A 16,020-nucleotide genomic window follows, 5' to 3' on the forward strand; every position below is an offset into this window, starting at 1 on the left:
CCCCGCCGCCGGGAGTGCCACGATGATCACGTACTACGACGACAGGTCGGTGCAGGTCACCTCCGCCGCGATCCGGGTGGACGGACGGACCTTCCCGCTCGCCGAAATCGGCATGGTCTGGCACCACCGGGGCAGCCGCTCGTGGCGGGCGCTGGCCGGGCGCGGCGCCCTCGGCGCGGCCCTGGCCGGCCCGCTGGTCGCCGCCGTGCTGGGCGTGGCGCTGGCCGTCTGGCTGCACCACTCGCTGACCGTCACCATCGCCATCGTGGGTGTATCGGTGCTGGTCGGGCTCGCCGTCGGCCCGCTCGCCGACTTCCTCTTCGAGCACCTCGACCGGTCCTACGCCCGGGGCAGCCGGCAGTGGGAGATGTGGGCCCGCTGGCGGGGCCGGCCGGTGCTGCTGCTGCGCACCGGCGACGCGCTGCGCTTCCGGCAGGTCTACCGGGCGGTGCAGCGGGCGATGGAGGCCACCCGGCCCGCGCCCGGCCCTCAGAGGGCATCCCGTTCAGGTACGTGATGGTGTGTCTGTTTCGGGTTGATGGTCGCGTCAGGATGGCGCCCGTCTACGACTGGAACGTTGGCAGCTGAGCTAGTCGACACGCCGGGGCGACTACAGCTGGGCCGCCAACGATCACGGGCTGAATGGGAAGCGATTGCGGCACGGGCGGCGCTGCGGGCGACCAGCAGGGCACCAACCAGCGTGTATCAGACCAGACCTGGATGAGATGCCCTCTCAGAACTCGATCGGCGCGTCGGGCAACATCTCCAACCCGCGAAGCAGGCCGTAGAGATCCTGCTCGCCCCAGAACTCGACGATCCGACCGCCGGCCAGCCGGTACATCTTGCAGACGCTCTGCACGGCCGTCGCGCCGGTGGCGTCCCGCCGGTAGGTCTGCGCCAGCGCGACGACCACCCGGTCCCCGGCCGCGAAGAGTTCCTGAATCCCTTGGTCGAGCACCGTCAACCCCGGCGAGGCGACCGCCGCCTCGACGAAGTGCCGGCCCCGCACGACCGCGCCGGAGCCGTAGATCTGCACGTCCTCGTCGACCACCTCGCGCAGCTCGGCCAGGTCTTTGGTGACGAAGGTGCGCAGGTAGCGGCGGACGGTCTCGACGTTGCGCTCGGTGTCCCCCATGCGGCCGCACGGTACGCCGCCCGGCGGTCCCCCGCCGTCCCGCCGGGTCCCCGATCCGGTGACCGCGCCAGGTTCCCGGCCGCGCGGTGCGGACCCCTCTGCCGGCGCCTTTGGAGCTGATGTCGCAAACGACTCAGCCGCAGCGGACCCCACTCCGGCAACTCGCCGCATCGAACCGCCCAGGGGCCGGGCCGGGAACCGCGCAGAGGGCGCGTCGGGCATTGCGCGGAGGACGCCAGGCCGGGCGCCGCGCAAAAGCCGCGCGGAGAGCGCCGCGCGGAGAGCGCCGCGCGGAGAGCGCCGCGCCGGACAGCACACGGAAGCCGGGGCGAGTCGTTGACGTCATCAGCTCCATAGCATCCGGGGACCGCACCCGCCAGCGGCCGGGAGCGCCGGCCGGAGGGACCGGCACGGCGGGGCGCAGGCTACCGACGGATGGTTAGGGTTAGTGATGACCCTCTATTACCGGGACGACACGGTCCAGGTGACCTCGGAGTCGATCCGGGCCGGTGGGCACGCGATCCGGATCGCCGACGTGACGTACGTCTGGCACGCGCGGGGGGCGACGACGATGGCCGTCCGGGGCCGGGTGCTGGGCCGGGGTGTGCTGGTGTTGCTGCTCTCCCTGCCGCCGCTGGTGGCGCTGGTCTGCGTGGTCTCGCTGGTCTGGTCGGCACAGGACCGGGGCAACTGGAAGCTGGCGCTGGTCATCCTGGCCGGCTGCACGGTCGGCGCGCTGGCCCTGACCCCGTTCCTGGAGCTGCCGCTGGGCTGGCTGGACCGCTCCTACGAGCGTGGCAACCGGGTGCACGAGCTGTGGGTGCAGCACCACGGGCAGGAGGTGATGCTGGTGCGCACCCCGGACGCGTTGCGGTTCGGGCAGATCTACCGGGCCGTGCAGCGCGCCGTCGAGCAGCAGGGAGAGCACCGATGACCGCTCGTCGCGCACGGGTGGCCGAGCCGTCGCCGAGGCGGACGCCGTCGCCGGCATCCCGGGCCTCGGCATGCCGCGCCGCCGGGTCAGGCGGGCAGCGGAGCGTACAGCGCGTCGATCTCGTCCCGGCGGGGCAGCGCCACCGAGGCACCGAGCCGGCGTACGCAGGCCGCGCCGGCCGCCGCCGCCCAACAGACGGCGTCCAGCACCTCCCGGCCCTCGCCCCAGGCCACGGCGAGCGCGGCGGTGAAGGCGTCGCCGGCGGCGGTGGTGTCGACCACGTCCACCTCGACCGCCGGCACGTACCCGGCCGTGCCGTCCCGGTCGCCGTACCAGGCGCCCTCGCCACCCAGGGTCAGCACCGCGCGGGGCACCAGCTCCAGCAGCGCCCGCGGCTCCTCCCGGCCGCGGCCGGTGAGCGCCTGCGCCTCCGGCTCGTTGACCACCAGCAGATCCACCGCGGCCAGCAGCTCGGCCGGCACCCGCCGGGCCGGCGCCGCGTTGAGGATGACCCGGGTGCCGGCCTCGCGGGCCGCCACCGCCGCCGCGGTCACCGTCTCGACCGGGATCTCCAGCTGCGCGACCAGCACGTCCGCCTCGCGTACGACGTCCAGCTCGCCGCCGGTGAGGCCGGCGAAGGCGGCGTTGGCGCCGGGAGTCACCAGGATGGCGTTGTCCCCGGCCGCGTTGACCATGACCAGCGCCACCCCGGACGCGCCGTAGACCACCCGCAGCTGGCCGGTGTCCACCCCCGCGGCGGTGATCCGGGCGCGCAGGGTGACGCCGAACGCGTCCGAGCCGATCGCGCCGAGGAAGGCGCAGGACGCGCCGGCGCGGACCGCGGCGATCGCCTGGTTGGCGCCCTTGCCGCCGGGCACCGTCACGAAGTCGCTGCCGAGCACGGTCTCCCCCGGCCGGGGCAGCGCCGGGCCGATGCCGACGAGGTCCATGTTCGCGCTGCCCACCACGACGACCCGGGTCTGCCGCACCACGACCTCCTGTCGACCTGCACGATGCGGCGAGTCTAGGACCAGCCGCCCCCAGGGGCCGGCAGGGGCGGAGCGCCGGCTCAGGCGGCCCGGGCGGTGTACCGCCCGCCGCGCCGCTCGACCACCAGCGGCAGGCCGAAGGTCTTGGAGAGGTTGTCACCAGTGAGCGTCTCGGCGAGCAGCCCCTGCGCGACCACCCCGCCCTCGCGCAGCAGCAGCGCGTGGGTGAAGCCCGGCGGGATCTCCTCGACGTGGTGGGTGACCAGGACGAGGGCGGGGGCGTCCGGGTCGTACGCCAGCTCGGCCAGCCGGGCCACCAGGTCCTCACGCCCACCCAGGTCGAGCCCGGCGGCCGGCTCGTCGAGCAGCAGCAGCTCGGGGTCGGTCATCAGGGCGCGGGCGATCTGGACCCGCTTGCGCTCGCCCTCGGAGAGGGTCCCGTACGCCCGGTCGGCGAGGTGGCCGACGCCCAGCTGCCCGAGCAGGGCGCGGGCCCGCGACTCGTCGGTGCGGTCGTAGCTCTCCCGCCACCGGCCGACCACCGACCAGGCGGCGGTGACCACCACGTCGCTGACCCGCTCCTCGGCGGGGACCCGCTCGGCCAGGGCGGCGGTGGAGAGCCCGATCCGCATCCGCAGCTCGTTGACGTCGGTGCGGCCGATCCGCTCGCCGAGCACGTGCGCCGTCCCGCTGGTCGGGTGCAGCCGGCCGGCGGCGAGGTTGAGCAGGGTGGTCTTGCCCGCGCCGTTGGGGCCGAGGACGACCCAGCGCTCGTCGAGCTCGACCCGCCAGTCCACGTCGTGCAGCAGCGCGGTGCCGGAGCGCTTGACGCCGACGCCGTCGAGACTGACCACCAGATCCGCGTCCACGGGTGCGGGGGCGGCGGGGGCGCCGGCGGCGGCGGGGATCGGGTCACCAGTCACCGCTCCATCCAACCACGCAGCCCGCGGGGTGCCCCCCACGGCCGACGCCGCAGCCATAGGGTGGGGCGCTGTGTCGTTGGTCACCACATCCGGAGGACGTGTCATGCCCGATCGAGGTCAGGAGCGCCGCGGATGAGCGCGGTCATCGAGATCGAGGGGCTGCGCAAGACGTTCCACACCCTCAGGCAGGGGCGTCGGGTCGCGGTGGACGGTTTCGACATGCTGGTCGAGGCCGGGCAGGTGCACGGCTTCCTCGGCCCGAACGGCTCCGGCAAGACCACCACCCTGCGCGCGCTGCTCGGTCTGGTGAGCGCCGACAGCGGCCGGATGAGTGTGCTCGGCGCCCCCGCGCCGCAGCAGCTGGCCCGGGTGACCGGGCGGGTCGGCGCGATCGTGGAGAGCCCACAGTTCTTCGGCAACTTCACCGGTCACCGCACGCTGCGGCTGCTCGCGCGGGCCGGCGGGGTACCGACCGCCCGGGTCGACGAGGTGCTGGAGCAGGTCGGGCTGCACGACCGGGGCCACGACCGGGTCAAGGGCTACTCGCTGGGCATGAAGCAGCGCCTGGCCGTCGCCTCCGCCCTGCTCAAGGATCCGGAGCTGCTGATCCTGGACGAGCCGGCGAACGGGCTGGACCCGGCGGGCATCCGGGAGATGCGGGACCTGATGCGGTCGCTGGCCGAGGCGGGAGTGACGGTGCTGGTCTCCAGCCACATCCTGGCCGAGATCCAGCTGATCTGCGACCACGTGACGATCATCTCCCAGGGTCGCCAGGTGGCGGCGGGCCCGGTGGCGGAGGTGCTGGCCGGGTACGACCAGCACGAGTGGCAGGTACGGGTGGCCGAACCGGACCGGGCCGCCGAGCTGCTGGGGGCGGCGGGCCTGGCGGTCAGCGGCCACGAGGGGCTGCTGGTGGTCGCCGGCACGGACGACCCCGAGCTGATCGCCCGCACGCTGGGCGAGCAGGGGCTCTGGGTGCGCGAGCTGACCCCGATCCGCCCCGACCTGGAGAGCGTCTTCCTGGAACTGACCGGCACCGCACCGCATCCGACACTGCCGCGGCAGGTGGGCGAGGCCGCCCTGCCCGGGGAGGGACCCGCCGAACCGATGATCGACCTCGACGCCACCGCCGGCCGGGGGGTGGACGCGTGAACCTCGTCCGCGCCGAACTGGAGCGGCTCGCCGCCCGCCGTTTCGTCCAGCTGATGGTGGTGCTGCTGGCACTGGCCTTCGCCATCACCGCGGCGACCACCCTGGTCGACTCGCACCAGCCGTCGGCGAGGGAGGTGGCCGAGGCCCAGGCCCAGGTCTCCGCGGCGATCCGCAGCATGGAGGCCGACCACCAGCGCTGCCTGAAGGTCAAGGCGGGCGAGCTGCCGGTCGACGGGACCACCTACCTCCCGGCCGACTGCAGCGAGCTGGACCCGGCCCTGCAGGAGCGCCTGCCGGTGGTCGCCGACTACCTCAGCAACGTCTTCGTCTTCGGCCAGCAGGCGGAACCGCTGCTGTACTTCCTGATCGCCTTCCTGTTGCTCTTCGGTTTCCTGGTCGGGGCCTCCTACATCGGCGCCGACCTGAACTCCGGCGGGGTGGTCAACCTGCTGCTGTGGCGGCCGCGCCGGCTCACCGTGCTCGGCGCGAAGCTGGGCACGCTGCTCGGGGTGGTGGCGCTGCTGTCGGTGGTGGCCACGATGGTCTACCTGGGCACGTTCTGGACGATCGCGCAGACCGCCGGGCTACCGGGCCATCTGGACGCGGCGTTCTGGCAGGACCTGGGCGGCATCTACGGGCGGGGGCTGGTGCTGGTGCTGCTCGCCTCCGCGCTCGGCTTCGGCATCGCCACGCTGGGCCGGCACACTGCGGCGGCGCTCGGTGCCGTTGCCGCGTACGCGGTGGTCTGGGAGCTGGGCGCGCGGCTGGTGTTCCAGATCCTCGACGTGGCCCGCCCGGACCAGCTGATGCTCATGACCTACGTGGGTGCCTGGCTGACCGGCCGGCTCGAGCTCTACGACAACCGGGCCTGCCAGAACTGGTCCGGTTTCGGCTACTGCGACAGCATGTACACGATCACCTGGGCTCCGGCGCTGCTGGTGCTGCTGGCTCTCGCCGGCACGGTGACGGCGGCGGCGTTCGCGGTGTTCCGCCGGCGTGACCTGATCTGACCGGCGCCGTGCCGGGGCGTTCGATGGCCGCGGCACGGCGCACCCACCACCGGCCCGACCTCGGCAGGATCTTGCCGGGGCAGGGCCGGTGGTGAAGAATTCCTTCAATGACGGGTGGCGTACGGCGAGGGACGTCAGCCGACGGTCGACCCGAAGACCTCGTCCCGGACGGCGTCCAGCGCCGTGCGCAGCGCGCCCCGCAGGATCGGCTCCTCGGTCAGCCCGGTCGGCAGCACCCGGGGCCGGACCAGCGTGATCGCGGCGACCTCGTGCTGCACCCGATCCGCCAGCGCCGCCCCGCCGGCCTGGCCGACCTCGCCGGCGAGCACCACCAGCGGCGGGTCCAGCACCACGCAGGTGCTGGCCACGCCGAGGGCCAGGCGCCGGGCCAGCTCGTCGAGCATCGGACCGCCGGCCGTGCCGGCGGCGATGGCGGCGCGTACCGCGTCGGCCGCGTCGCCGGAGTCGAAGCCGTGCTCGCGGGCCACCGCCCGGACCGCGTCCGCCCCGGCGAGCTGCTGGAACGCCGGCTTGGCCCGGCGGGAGACGTCCCGCGGGATCGGCACCCCGGGCACCGGCAGGTAGCCGATCTCGCCGGCGGCGCCGCTGCTGCCGTGGTGCAGCCGCCCGCCGAGCATTATCGCCAGGCCGACGCCGGCACCCACCCAGACCAGCACGAAGTCCGCCAGCCCGTGGGCCGCGCCGGACTGCGCCTCGGCGACGGCCGCGAGGTTGACGTCGTTCTCGAAGACCACCGGCGTGTGCAGGTCCTCGCGGAGCGCGGCGAGCAGGCCGCGGTGCCAGCGCGGCAGGTTGAAGGCGAAGGTGATGTCGCCGGTGCCCGGGTCCACCAGGCCGGGGGTGCCCAGCACCACCCGCCGTACGCTGGACAGCTCCGCGCCAGCGCTGCTCGCCGCCCGCACCACCGCGTTGTGCACCACGCCGACCGGGTCATCGGTGTCCCGGGTGGACTGCTCGACCCGGCCGATGACCGCCCCGGTGATGTCGGCGCAGGCCGCCACCACCCGTTCCGCTCCGACATCGACGCCGACCACGTGCGCGCTGCCCGGGCGCACCGCGTAGAGCTGGGCGTTCGGGCCCCGCCCGCCGGCCTGCTCACCGACCCGGGTGACCAGCCCGCGCTCCTCCAGCCGCTCCACCAGCTGCGAGGCGGTGACCTTGGACAGGCCGGTCAGCTCGCCGAGCCGGGCCCGGGTCAGCGGGCCGCGTTCGAGCAGTAGTTCCAGTGCCGCACGATCGTTGAGCGCCCGTAACAGGCGGGGGGTGCCGGGCAGCCGGGTCGCACTCATGCCACGTCCTCTGATTTCCGTAAAACTTTGCCGACCCAATCGACCTGCAGACGGGTGCCCGTAGCGTATCGGCCACCCCGCACCGGAGGCTCGGACGACCGACCGCTCCCGGTGCGACACTCGTGCCGTCCGGCACCGAAGGGGGAGTCACGTGGGGCTGGATCCAGGACTGCGCCGGCTCGCGCTGGGCACGCTGCTCGCCGCGTACCCGGGGCCGGTGCCGCCGGACTGGGCCGTCGACCTGGTCGCCGAGGGGCTGGCCGGGCACACCCTCTTCGGCACCAACATCCATGGCCCGGCGCAGGTGGCCGCGAGCACCGCGGCGCTGCGCGCCGGCCGGCCGGACGTGCTGATCGCCATCGACGAGGAGGGCGGCGACGTCACCCGGCTGGCGCACGCCACCGGTAGCCCGTACCCGGGCAACGCCGCGCTCGGCGCCGTCGACGACACCGCGCTCACCCGCCGGGTCTACGCGGCCATCGGCACCGAACTGGCCGCCCTCGGCGTCACCGTCAACCTGGCCCCCACCGTCGACGTCAACACCGCCGACGAGAACCCGGTGATCGGCACCCGCTCGTTCGGCGCCGACCCGGCCCGGGTCGCCGCGCATTCCGCCGCCGCCGTCGAGGGCCTCCAGTCGGTCGGCGTCGCCGCCTGCGCCAAGCACTTCCCCGGCCACGGCGCCACCGTCGCCGACTCGCACCACGAACTGCCCACCGTCGACGTGTCCCCGGCCCTGCTGCGCGAGCGCGACCTGCCGCCCTTCGCGGCGGTCGTCGAGGCGGGCACCCGGGCGGTCATGACCGCGCACATCCGGGTGCCGGCGCTCACCGGGGACGGGCCGGCCACGTTCAGCCGGGCCGTCCTGGTCGACCTGCTCCGCGGCGAGTACGGCTTCACCGGCACGGTGATCACCGACGCGCTGGAGATGCAGGGCGCCGCGCTGGCCGCCGGCGGGGTCGGGCGGGCCGCCGTGCGTGCGCTGGCCGCCGGCGCGGACCTGCTCTGCATCGGCGCGAAGGTCGACGCCGCGCTGGTCGAGCACGTGGCCGGCGAGATCGTCGCGGCGATCGGCGACGGCCGGCTGGACCGCGCCCGGGTCGACGAGGCGGCCGGCCGTGCCGCCGCGCTCGCCGCCTGGACCCGGGCCGCCGGCGCCCCGTCGGCCACGTCCGCCGACCTCGGGTACGCCGCCGCGCGCCGGGCGGTCCGCGTCGAGGGCGACGTCGCCGGGCTGGACCGCCCGCTGGTGGTGCAGCTGCACGCCGCCTCCACCATCGCCGAGGGCCGGGTGCCGTGGGGCCTGGGCCCGCACCTGGCCGGCCTGCAGGAGGTACGTGTCGTCGCCAACGAGACCGATGCCGCCACGCTGGGGCGGCTCGCCGACGGCCGGCCGATCGTGCTGGTCGGGCGGCACCTGCACCGGCTGCCCGGCGCCGCCGAGCTGGTCGACGCGCTGGCCGCCGCGTACCCGGTGACCGTGGTCGAGATGGGCTGGCCGGGGCGCTGGCGGCCGGCCGGCGCACGCGCCTTCGTCACCACCTACGGGGCCAGCCACGCCAACGGCCGGGCGGCGGCGGAGGCGCTCGGCCTGGCCGGCTGAGACCGGGCGCGGCCGGGCGCCGGCCAACGGTCAGCGGGGATAGACGCCGTACGACCGCCAGCCCCGGTCCGGGAAGCCGGCCGCCTCGGCGACCCGGGCCGAGGCGACGTTGGCCGGGTCGTGCCGGTAGGTCGGGACGGCACCCTCGTCGAGCACCCGGCGGGCGGCCCGGGCGACCAGCCGGCGGGCCAGCCCCCGGCCGCGCGCGGCCGGCGCCGTCTCCACCGCCAGCTCGTGCCCGTACGCGTCGTGCCGCTTGATCCCCACTCCGGCCAGGTAGCCGCCGTCGGCGTCCCGGACCACCAGCACCTCCCGGTCGAACAGGCGCAGCCAGGAGGGGAACGCCGGGTCGGTCGGCGCGACCCACTCCCCCACCTCCGGCAGCGGGGCCGGTGCGAGGCACCACCGGAAGGCGTCGTCGGCCAGCACCCAGTCCGGCTGGCCGACCGCGGCGGGCAGCGCCGCGAACAGCTCGGCCTCCGGCCCGCGGGCCAGCGCGCGGATCGCCTCGACCCGCTCCGGCGGCACCGAGAGCACGGTGCCGCCGGCGGCCTGCACGGCGACGGCCGGGCGCAGCCGCCCGTCCCAGGCCGGCCGCCCGCGCCTGCGGGAGCCGACGACGTTCAGGCCGGGGCCGGCCGGCCACTGGCCCAGCCAGGTGACCAGGTGCAGGTAGAGCCGGCGGTCGAGCACCGGACACCTCCCTCGCCCGCTCGGGTACGACCACCTCGTCGTGATCACCGTACGCCGCGCCGGCCGGCGCGGCGTCCCGTTCGGCCGTGGCCGGGCCGGTTGAAGATCCGGTCGTCCGGGTACACATAGGGAAGAACACCGATGCACGGGAACCTTGCACATCGATCGGGCGTCATATTCGTTTCCATACATGTACAACTTTCTTTGGGACGGTAATGGTCATGCCGAATCAGCCGAATGACCGGCACCAGCAGGAGACCGCGAGGATCTGGCGGGCGGCCGAGGCCGCCGGGCAGTTTCCGGCCCAACCGCCGTACCGGGAGGCGCGGACCGGGCGCGGGGTGAATGCCCCGCTCTCCTGGGGTGACCTCAACAGGCTGCCCGCCGGGGTCTCCTCCCGGCGCGGCCTCACCGCCCGCTGACGCACCAAGATCACGTCCGCCATGGTGGGTTGATGTTGGCGGCCCTGATGTATCGTCGGACGCATGACGCGCATCACGGTTGACGTGAACGACGATTGGCTCGATGCCGCCCGCGAGGCGCTCGGGACGGACACCAAGGTCGCCACCATCAACGCCGCCTTGCACGCCTTCGCCGTACGCAGGCAGGCGCGCGACATCGTCGCCGCCTTCGACCAGGTGGAAATGGACTTCAGCGGGTCCGGCGAAGCCTGGCGCCATCACGGCGGCCGCGACCTGAGCCGACTCGCGGAGGACGCTCGCGACGCCGAGGCCGCGTGATGGCCGGAACGATCTACCTGGCCGACACCTCGGTCTACGTGTTGCAGGGCCGCCATCCGGCGGTCCGGCGCCGGTTCGAGGGCCTGCTCACGGAGGGACGCCTGGCCGCCTGCCAGCTGACCACCCTGGAATACCTCAACAACGCGCCACATCCCAAGGGATACGAGATCCTCTGGCAGGCGCTGCACGGCCACCGGTGGATGGATGTCACCACCGCGGCCATGGACCGCGCGTCGGCCGTCCACCGCATGCTCGCCGCCGACAGCCAGCACCGGAACTTCGCGCTACCCGACCTGATCATCGCGGCCACCGCCGAGGACCACGGAGCCACCGTCCTGCACTACGACGCCGACTACGACCGGATCGCCGCACTCACCGGCCAGCCGATGGAATGGGTGGCGCCCAAGGGCAGCCTCTGACCGGTAGGCGGGGAAGCGGCGACACACCCGGGGCGTCCAGCCGGGGCTTTCGCACAGGTGTCGGGTAGCGTCTTCTGGTCCGAAACTTGGCCTACGACAGGAGAAGCTCCGCGCATGGGCAAGAAGACGATCCACGTCTCCGACTTCAGTGGCACGGTGCTGCGGCCCGACGACGAGGTGGTCAAGGTCGTCGTGTTGGAGCACCCTGACCTGGTCGCCGGGCCCGTGCAGCTGGACGCCACGCCGGTCGAGGTGGAGAGCATCGACGACGCGGCACTGGACGTGGCGGTGGTGGAGATCCACGACCGGCACGGCGGCGGCGAGCCGCGCCGGGTGGTACTGACCGCCAGCGAGTTCGACGCGATGGCCACCGACGTGCCGATGGCCCAGTTGCTGCGCACCGCCGAGCGGGTACGCCCGCCGAAGGCGCGCAAGAGCGCGGAGAAGGTCGACTACGGCACCATCGAGTACGCCGGCCGGCCGCACCGCGGCCGGGTGACCGAGGAGGAGGCCCGGCTGGTCCGCGAGCAGCTGGACGAGGTGAACAAGCGCCTCGCCGACGCCGGCATCCGGCAGGTCGACCCGGCCGACCCGGAGCACGCCACCCGCTACGGCTTCCCGGCCGACACCTCCTGAGGCGTACCCGTCGGTGGCCGGGGCGTCCCCCCGTGCCGCGCCCCGGCCACCGACGGACCGTCACCGCCCGGCGGGCCGGGCGTCCGTGCCGGCTGCGTACGAACGTGGGACGGTCCACCTGGAACTCTGCCGGCATCCGGCGGCCGGGAACTCCCCGGTGCGGGGGACCTCGGTCCCCCGCGAGGGTCACGCCCGCTGCGCCAGGGCGGTGGTGATCCACTCCTCGACACCCTCCCTGTCCAGGCCCAGCCCGGAGAGCACGCCGGAGCCGTCCTCCAGCTCCAGCAGGGCGAGCAGGATGTGCCCGGTGCCGACGTGGTTGTGCCCGAGGCGCAGCGCCTCCCGGAAGGTCAGTTCGAGGGCCTTCTTGCCCTGCGCGTCGTACGGGATCAGGTCGGGCACCCGGTCGGCCGGCGGCGGGAGGGCCACCGACGTCTCTCGGCAGAATATAGGAACGATTGTTCTTGACTGTTCGTTCCTAAACCCGCTACCATGACTGACATGGGGAGACCGCGCGGGTTCGACGAGGATCAGGTTGTTCAGGCGGCGGCAGAGGTGTTCGCCGACCGGGGGTACGACGGCACGTCCGTCGATGACCTGGTGGCCGCCCTCGGCGTCCATCGCAACAGCCTGTACAAGACCTTCGGCAGCAAGCGTGGGCTCTACATGGCGGCGCTGCACTGGCACGTAGAGCACCAGGTACGACCACTCGTCATGGCCGTCTCGGCGGCTGGCGACATCACCGAGGCACTGCATCGCGCACTTGCCACCGACGCGGCGAAACCCGGCATCGACCTGCTCCTGAGGGCCGCGGTTGAACGCGCGCCGATCGATCCTGAGGTCGCCGAAGTGGTCACCTGGTGCCTGCAGGAGCTCGATGAGGCCCTCGGTCGCGTCCTGATCGCCGGACATCCGGGCGCTGACGAAACCGCTCGGGTCGCCGCACTGACCACCGCGCTGACCGCCACCGTGCTGGGTCTGCGCCTGCGGGCCAGGGCCGGCGCGTCCGATACGCAAACCATCGAAGCCAGCGGGGCCGTGGCCGACCGGCTCAGCCGCCACGAGATCTGAGGAGAGAAACATGGCACGTGTGTACGTCGACGGCGAGGCCCTCGTCGTGGAGATCGAGGGCCTGGACAAGCTCTGGGCACTGAAGAGCCGACTCACGATCCCGCTGGTCAACGTCAGGGGCGCGACCGCCGATCCGGGGATCGTCAAGGAGCCGAAGGGGTTGCGAGCGCCGGGAGCCCACCTTCCCGGGGTCATCGTCGCGGGCACCTTCCACCTCGACGGCGAGCGGGTGTTCTGGGACGTCCGCGACCCGGCCCAGGCCGTCGTCATCGAACTGACCGACGAACGCTACAACCGCCTCGTCATCCAGGTCAGCGACCCCCGCGCCACGGTCCGGCTCATCGAAGAGGCCACCCGGAAGCCCTGACCGGTCCGTCCGTCGCTTCCCCGGCCGGTGGCCACTCCGGCAGCCACCGGCCCGTTTCTCACCCCACCACGAACGGCGATGCCTCATGTCCACAATCCGAAAGCCGGTCCCCGGTGACCACGACAATCCGCTCACCGGCATGACGAAGACCTCCGACGGCGTACGGGTGCAGGTGCGCAACCTCACCAAGCGGTTCGGCGACGTTCCGGCGGTCACCAACCTGAGCTTCACCGTGGAGCCCGGACGGGTGACCGGTTTCCTCGGCCCAAACGGCGCAGGGAAGTCAACCACCCTGCGGATGATCCTGGGGTTGGTCCGGCCCACCTCTGGCGACGCGCTCATCGGTGGCCGACGGTACGTCGAGTTGCCGCAGCCGGCTCGTACCGTCGGCGCAGCTCTGGACGCATCGTGCTGTCATCCCGGAATCAGTGCCCGGGACCACCTGCGGATCTACTGCGACATGGCCGGGCTGCCGGTACGGCGCGCGGACGAGGTCATCGAGGCTCTGGAGATGTCCGGGTTCGCAGGCCGGAAGACCGGCGGATTCTCCACGGGTATGCGCCAGCGGCTCGCCCTCGCCACGGCCCTACTCGGCAACGCCCCCGTGCTGCTTCTTGACGAGCCGACCAACGGGCTCGACCCCGGGGGGATCGCCTGGCTACGCCGGTTCCTACGGCAGCTCGCCGACGAGGGGCGCACCGTCTTGGTCTCCAGCCATGTGCTCAGCGAGGTGGAACAGATGGTGGACCGCGTGGTCGTGCTCAACGGCGGGCGTCTGATGGCCGAAGGCACCCTCGACGAACTCGCTGCGGTGACCGTTCCCGCCGTCGTGGTCCAGTCTCCTGACGCTGACCTCCTCGCCGCGCGACTGGCCGATGTCGCGACGACCGATGGCCGCCCGCCCCGGATCGACAACACCAATCCGGGCACCCTCCGGATCCATGGACTTGACGCCGAACAGGTGGCTGACACCGCCGCGGGCTCGGGTTTGCGGGTGTACGGACTGACCCCGTACCACACCGACCTGGAACAGGCATTCCTGCAGTTGACCGGGGCAGAGAGGATCACCCGATGAGCCACCTCGTCCGAGCCGAGTTCCGCCGGCTGTTCGCCACCCGCCTCTGGATCTGGGCGGTGGTCGCCGCGGTCGTCTTCGGGGGCGGCCTGGTTGGGCTGCTCACCGTCATCGGTCCGGAGAATGTCAATCCGCCACTGCCCGGACTGGACACCGAGGCCGGCATCCGGGCGGTACTCGGCCTCGCCGGGCTCGGAGTGATCGCCCCTGCGCTGTTCGGCGCGACGGCGGTCACCTCCGAGTACCGGCACCGGACCATCTCGGCCACCTTCCTGTTCGCACCTCGACGCTGGAGCGTGCTGGCCGCGAAACTCTTCGCCTACCTCGTCGCCGGAGTGGCCTACGGGCTGATCACCGCGACCACGGCCGGCATCGCGCTCTACGCCGGGATGGCTGTCCGCGACGTCCCCACCGGCGCGCCACTCGACGTCGTTGCCGGTCTGCTGTTGCGTCTGGTCGTGGCGATGGCCGCCTACACGGTACTGGGCGTGGGCATCGGCGCACTGGTCCGCAACCAGGTGATCGCGCTGGCCGGCCTGGGCGCGTACCTCTACATGGGAGAAAACCTGCTGCTCTTCGTACCCGGGGTGAACGTGGCCTACCCGTTCCTGCCCGGCGGCGCCACCGCCGCGCTGACCAACTTCACCGCGCTCACCCAGGTGGCGCACGACACGACGGGGGCCGCACCGCAACTGCTCTCCCCGCAGGCCGGCGCCGGGCTGCTGATCGCCTACGCGGTCGCCGCCGCGCTGCTGGCTATCGTCCTGCCCCTACGCCGGGACGTCACCTGACCGGGGCGGATCACCTGGAACGGGTATGGGATGTGGTGCTGGTGGCGTGGTCGGATACGACAGCGGCGCGGAGCGGAGAGAATCCGGTGAGAGGCATCCCAGCGCTGGCCCTGCCGTGGTCGCCGTCAGCGGCGCACGCGTGCCCGCCGCAGGGAGCAGCAGCGAGACGAATGGACTTGGGGCAAGTCCGCGGAGCTAGTTGGCGGCGGGGTGAGGGCTAGCCTCTTGGGTCATGTCCGCCCCTGCGCCGCGTCCGTTGCTTTTCCTTGACGTGGACGGCACCCTCATCCCGTTCGGAACACCCACGGCGGCTCAGCCGGGCATGCCGCATCGCCACCCCGAGGGACCTGGGCTGCCTGGCCACTCGGGACCGACGTTGGCGAACGGTGCACCGGAACGGCGACACCGGTAGCCGGCTGGGCTGCTCTACGAGAACGGAACGTTCGGAAGCAGATCGTCGTCGCGTCCGGTCTGGGGTAGCCCGGCGGCAGCGGCGAGGGCCTCGACGGCGTCGACCAGGGTGGTGGTCTCCGGTAGGACGAGTTCGTCGGGCCAGCCCAGGACGTCATGGGCGGCGTACCAGCCGCTCATGTGCTCGGCGGTGAACTCACCGGCCTGCGGGCGCGTGAGATGCCGGCGCAGGGTCTCGGCCAGGGACACGTCGAGGTAGCAGAACAGCGACCGGCCGCCGTGGCCGTCCCGCAGGGAGGTCAGCATGCTTCGGTAGCGGCTGGTGTGCATGATGCCCTCCAGCACCACGTGATAGCCGTGGTCCAGCGCGAACCGAACGGTCTGCGCGATCAACGCCGGTGCCGTGCCGCCGGGCTTGTCTCGCTCGCGCAGCAGGATGCGGCGCAGGTAGTCCTGCTCGACCTTTCCGACCATCCTCTTGGTGTACGTGACGTCTGCGGGCGTCTCGTCTGTTGATCATCCGGCGCTCCTAACCTTTCATGATCTCTATGTTCGGGACGTGGGGGTGTGAGGGCGCTTGGACCGCAGGCGGGTTGTAGGGCAGATACGGGTTCAGGAGGTCTTCCTCAGCGGCGGGCGCCGGTCGTGGACGATCCTGTGGCCGGAGGGCGCGGTCCACGAGGAGGCGGACCGTTTCCTGCGCCGGTATGAGGGCGAGCCGGGCACTCAGCGGACGTACGCGTATCTACTGGTGGATCACC

18 protein-coding genes and 2 pseudogenes are annotated in these 16,020 nt (G+C 72.9%); 13 read left to right on the forward strand and 7 right to left on the reverse strand.

All coding sequences use genetic code 11. From position 1 onward, the window contains the following. Window positions 1-22: 22 nt before the first annotated feature. Window positions 23-517, forward strand: coding sequence for a DUF6232 family protein (locus ABZ807_RS18885; RefSeq protein WP_357159203.1), 495 nt, complete (start codon window positions 23-25; stop codon window positions 515-517). A gap of 216 nt (window positions 518-733) precedes the next feature. On the opposite strand, the gene ABZ807_RS18890 is transcribed toward ABZ807_RS18885, so the two are convergent. Further along, on the reverse strand, window positions 734-1,135 hold the full coding sequence (locus ABZ807_RS18890) for a nuclear transport factor 2 family protein (protein WP_357159206.1): 402 nt from the start codon (window positions 1,133-1,135) through the stop codon (window positions 734-736). A gap of 451 nt (window positions 1,136-1,586) precedes the next feature. On the opposite strand from ABZ807_RS18890, the gene ABZ807_RS18895 reads away from it, so the two are divergent. After that, window positions 1,587-2,069, forward strand: a complete 483-nt coding sequence (locus ABZ807_RS18895) for a DUF6232 family protein (RefSeq protein ID WP_357159209.1) — start codon at window positions 1,587-1,589, stop codon at window positions 2,067-2,069. Between the two features lie 86 nt (window positions 2,070-2,155). Here the strand turns inward: ABZ807_RS18895 and ABZ807_RS18900 are convergent, their stop codons facing one another. Both ABZ807_RS18900 and ABZ807_RS18905 read right to left on the reverse strand, forming a co-directional pair. After that, entirely contained in the window at window positions 2,156-3,058 is a 903-nt protein-coding gene (locus tag ABZ807_RS18900) for a ribokinase (RefSeq protein ID WP_357159212.1), read from the reverse strand. An 80-nt stretch (window positions 3,059-3,138) separates the two neighbouring features. Next, on the reverse strand, window positions 3,139-4,038 hold the full coding sequence (locus tag ABZ807_RS18905; protein WP_357159215.1) for an ABC transporter ATP-binding protein: 900 nt from the start codon (window positions 4,036-4,038) through the stop codon (window positions 3,139-3,141). Between the two features lie 75 nt (window positions 4,039-4,113). Here ABZ807_RS18905 and ABZ807_RS18910 point away from each other — a divergent pair, with 75 nt between their 5' ends. Both ABZ807_RS18910 and ABZ807_RS18915 read left to right on the forward strand, forming a co-directional pair. Further along, window positions 4,114-5,133: an ABC transporter ATP-binding protein gene (locus tag ABZ807_RS18910; protein WP_357159218.1), complete on the forward strand. Its 1,020-nt coding sequence runs from the start codon at window positions 4,114-4,116 to the stop codon at window positions 5,131-5,133. Next, entirely contained in the window at window positions 5,130-6,143 is a 1,014-nt protein-coding gene (locus ABZ807_RS18915) for an ABC transporter permease subunit (RefSeq protein ID WP_357159221.1), read from the forward strand. Before ABZ807_RS18910 ends, ABZ807_RS18915 begins: the two co-directional genes overlap by 4 nt. Before the next feature lie 134 nt (window positions 6,144-6,277). Here ABZ807_RS18915 and ABZ807_RS18920 read toward each other — a convergent pair whose 3' ends face one another. Next, window positions 6,278-7,453 carry an ROK family transcriptional regulator gene (locus tag ABZ807_RS18920; RefSeq protein ID WP_357159224.1) on the reverse strand — a complete coding sequence of 392 codons (1,176 nt, stop codon included), beginning with the start codon at window positions 7,451-7,453 and terminating at the stop codon, window positions 6,278-6,280. A 151-nt stretch (window positions 7,454-7,604) separates the two neighbouring features. Between ABZ807_RS18920 and ABZ807_RS18925 the strand changes: the two genes are divergently transcribed. Then, window positions 7,605-9,056, forward strand: coding sequence for a glycoside hydrolase family 3 N-terminal domain-containing protein (locus ABZ807_RS18925; RefSeq protein WP_357159227.1), 1,452 nt, complete (start codon window positions 7,605-7,607; stop codon window positions 9,054-9,056). 30 nt (window positions 9,057-9,086) lie between these two features. On the opposite strand, the gene ABZ807_RS18930 is transcribed toward ABZ807_RS18925, so the two are convergent. Then, entirely contained in the window at window positions 9,087-9,749 is a 663-nt protein-coding gene (locus tag ABZ807_RS18930; RefSeq protein WP_357159230.1) for a GNAT family N-acetyltransferase, read from the reverse strand. Between the two features lie 221 nt (window positions 9,750-9,970). Between ABZ807_RS18930 and ABZ807_RS18935 the strand changes: the two genes are divergently transcribed. From ABZ807_RS18935 to ABZ807_RS18950, 4 genes are all read left to right on the forward strand, one after another. Next, window positions 9,971-10,171: a DNA repair protein gene (locus tag ABZ807_RS18935; protein ID WP_357159233.1), complete on the forward strand. Its 201-nt coding sequence runs from the start codon at window positions 9,971-9,973 to the stop codon at window positions 10,169-10,171. A 63-nt stretch (window positions 10,172-10,234) separates the two neighbouring features. After that, complete coding sequence (locus tag ABZ807_RS18940) at window positions 10,235-10,489, forward strand: type II toxin-antitoxin system VapB family antitoxin (protein ID WP_357159236.1); 255 nt, start codon at window positions 10,235-10,237, stop codon at window positions 10,487-10,489. Then, window positions 10,489-10,908, forward strand: coding sequence for a PIN domain nuclease (locus ABZ807_RS18945; protein ID WP_357159239.1), 420 nt, complete (start codon window positions 10,489-10,491; stop codon window positions 10,906-10,908). Before ABZ807_RS18940 ends, ABZ807_RS18945 begins: the two co-directional genes overlap by 1 nt. Before the next feature lie 114 nt (window positions 10,909-11,022). Further along, window positions 11,023-11,544, forward strand: coding sequence for a hypothetical protein (locus ABZ807_RS18950; RefSeq protein ID WP_357159242.1), 522 nt, complete (start codon window positions 11,023-11,025; stop codon window positions 11,542-11,544). A gap of 186 nt (window positions 11,545-11,730) precedes the next feature. Here ABZ807_RS18950 and ABZ807_RS18955 read toward each other — a convergent pair. Next, a pseudogene (locus tag ABZ807_RS18955) lies at window positions 11,731-11,967 on the reverse strand (Clp protease N-terminal domain-containing protein); the annotation flags it as partial. Window positions 11,968-12,045: 78 nt separating this feature from the next. On the opposite strand from ABZ807_RS18955, the gene ABZ807_RS18960 reads away from it, so the two are divergent. The 4 genes from ABZ807_RS18960 (at window position 12,046) to ABZ807_RS18975 (ending at window position 14,848) form a co-directional block, all read left to right on the forward strand. Then, window positions 12,046-12,615: a helix-turn-helix domain-containing protein gene (locus ABZ807_RS18960; RefSeq protein ID WP_357159245.1), complete on the forward strand. Its 570-nt coding sequence runs from the start codon at window positions 12,046-12,048 to the stop codon at window positions 12,613-12,615. A gap of 10 nt (window positions 12,616-12,625) precedes the next feature. Continuing rightward, a complete protein-coding gene (locus tag ABZ807_RS18965) occupies window positions 12,626-12,982 on the forward strand; it encodes a hypothetical protein (protein WP_357159248.1) in 357 nt (118 codons plus the stop codon). Between the two features lie 85 nt (window positions 12,983-13,067). Then, window positions 13,068-14,057, forward strand: coding sequence for an ATP-binding cassette domain-containing protein (locus tag ABZ807_RS18970; RefSeq protein ID WP_357159251.1), 990 nt, complete (start codon window positions 13,068-13,070; stop codon window positions 14,055-14,057). Continuing rightward, entirely contained in the window at window positions 14,054-14,848 is a 795-nt protein-coding gene (locus tag ABZ807_RS18975; RefSeq protein WP_357159254.1) for an ABC transporter permease, read from the forward strand. The genes ABZ807_RS18970 and ABZ807_RS18975 overlap by 4 nt, the downstream gene beginning before the upstream one ends. Window positions 14,849-15,274: 426 nt before the next feature. On the opposite strand, the pseudogene ABZ807_RS18980 reads toward ABZ807_RS18975, so the two are convergent. Further along, window positions 15,275-15,724, reverse strand: a pseudogene (locus ABZ807_RS18980) (kinase); the annotation flags it as partial. Between the last annotated feature and the right edge of the window lie 296 nt (window positions 15,725-16,020).

The organism is Micromonospora sp. NPDC047548, from assembly GCF_040642975.1.
Lineage (GTDB): Bacteria > Actinomycetota > Actinomycetes > Mycobacteriales > Micromonosporaceae > Micromonospora.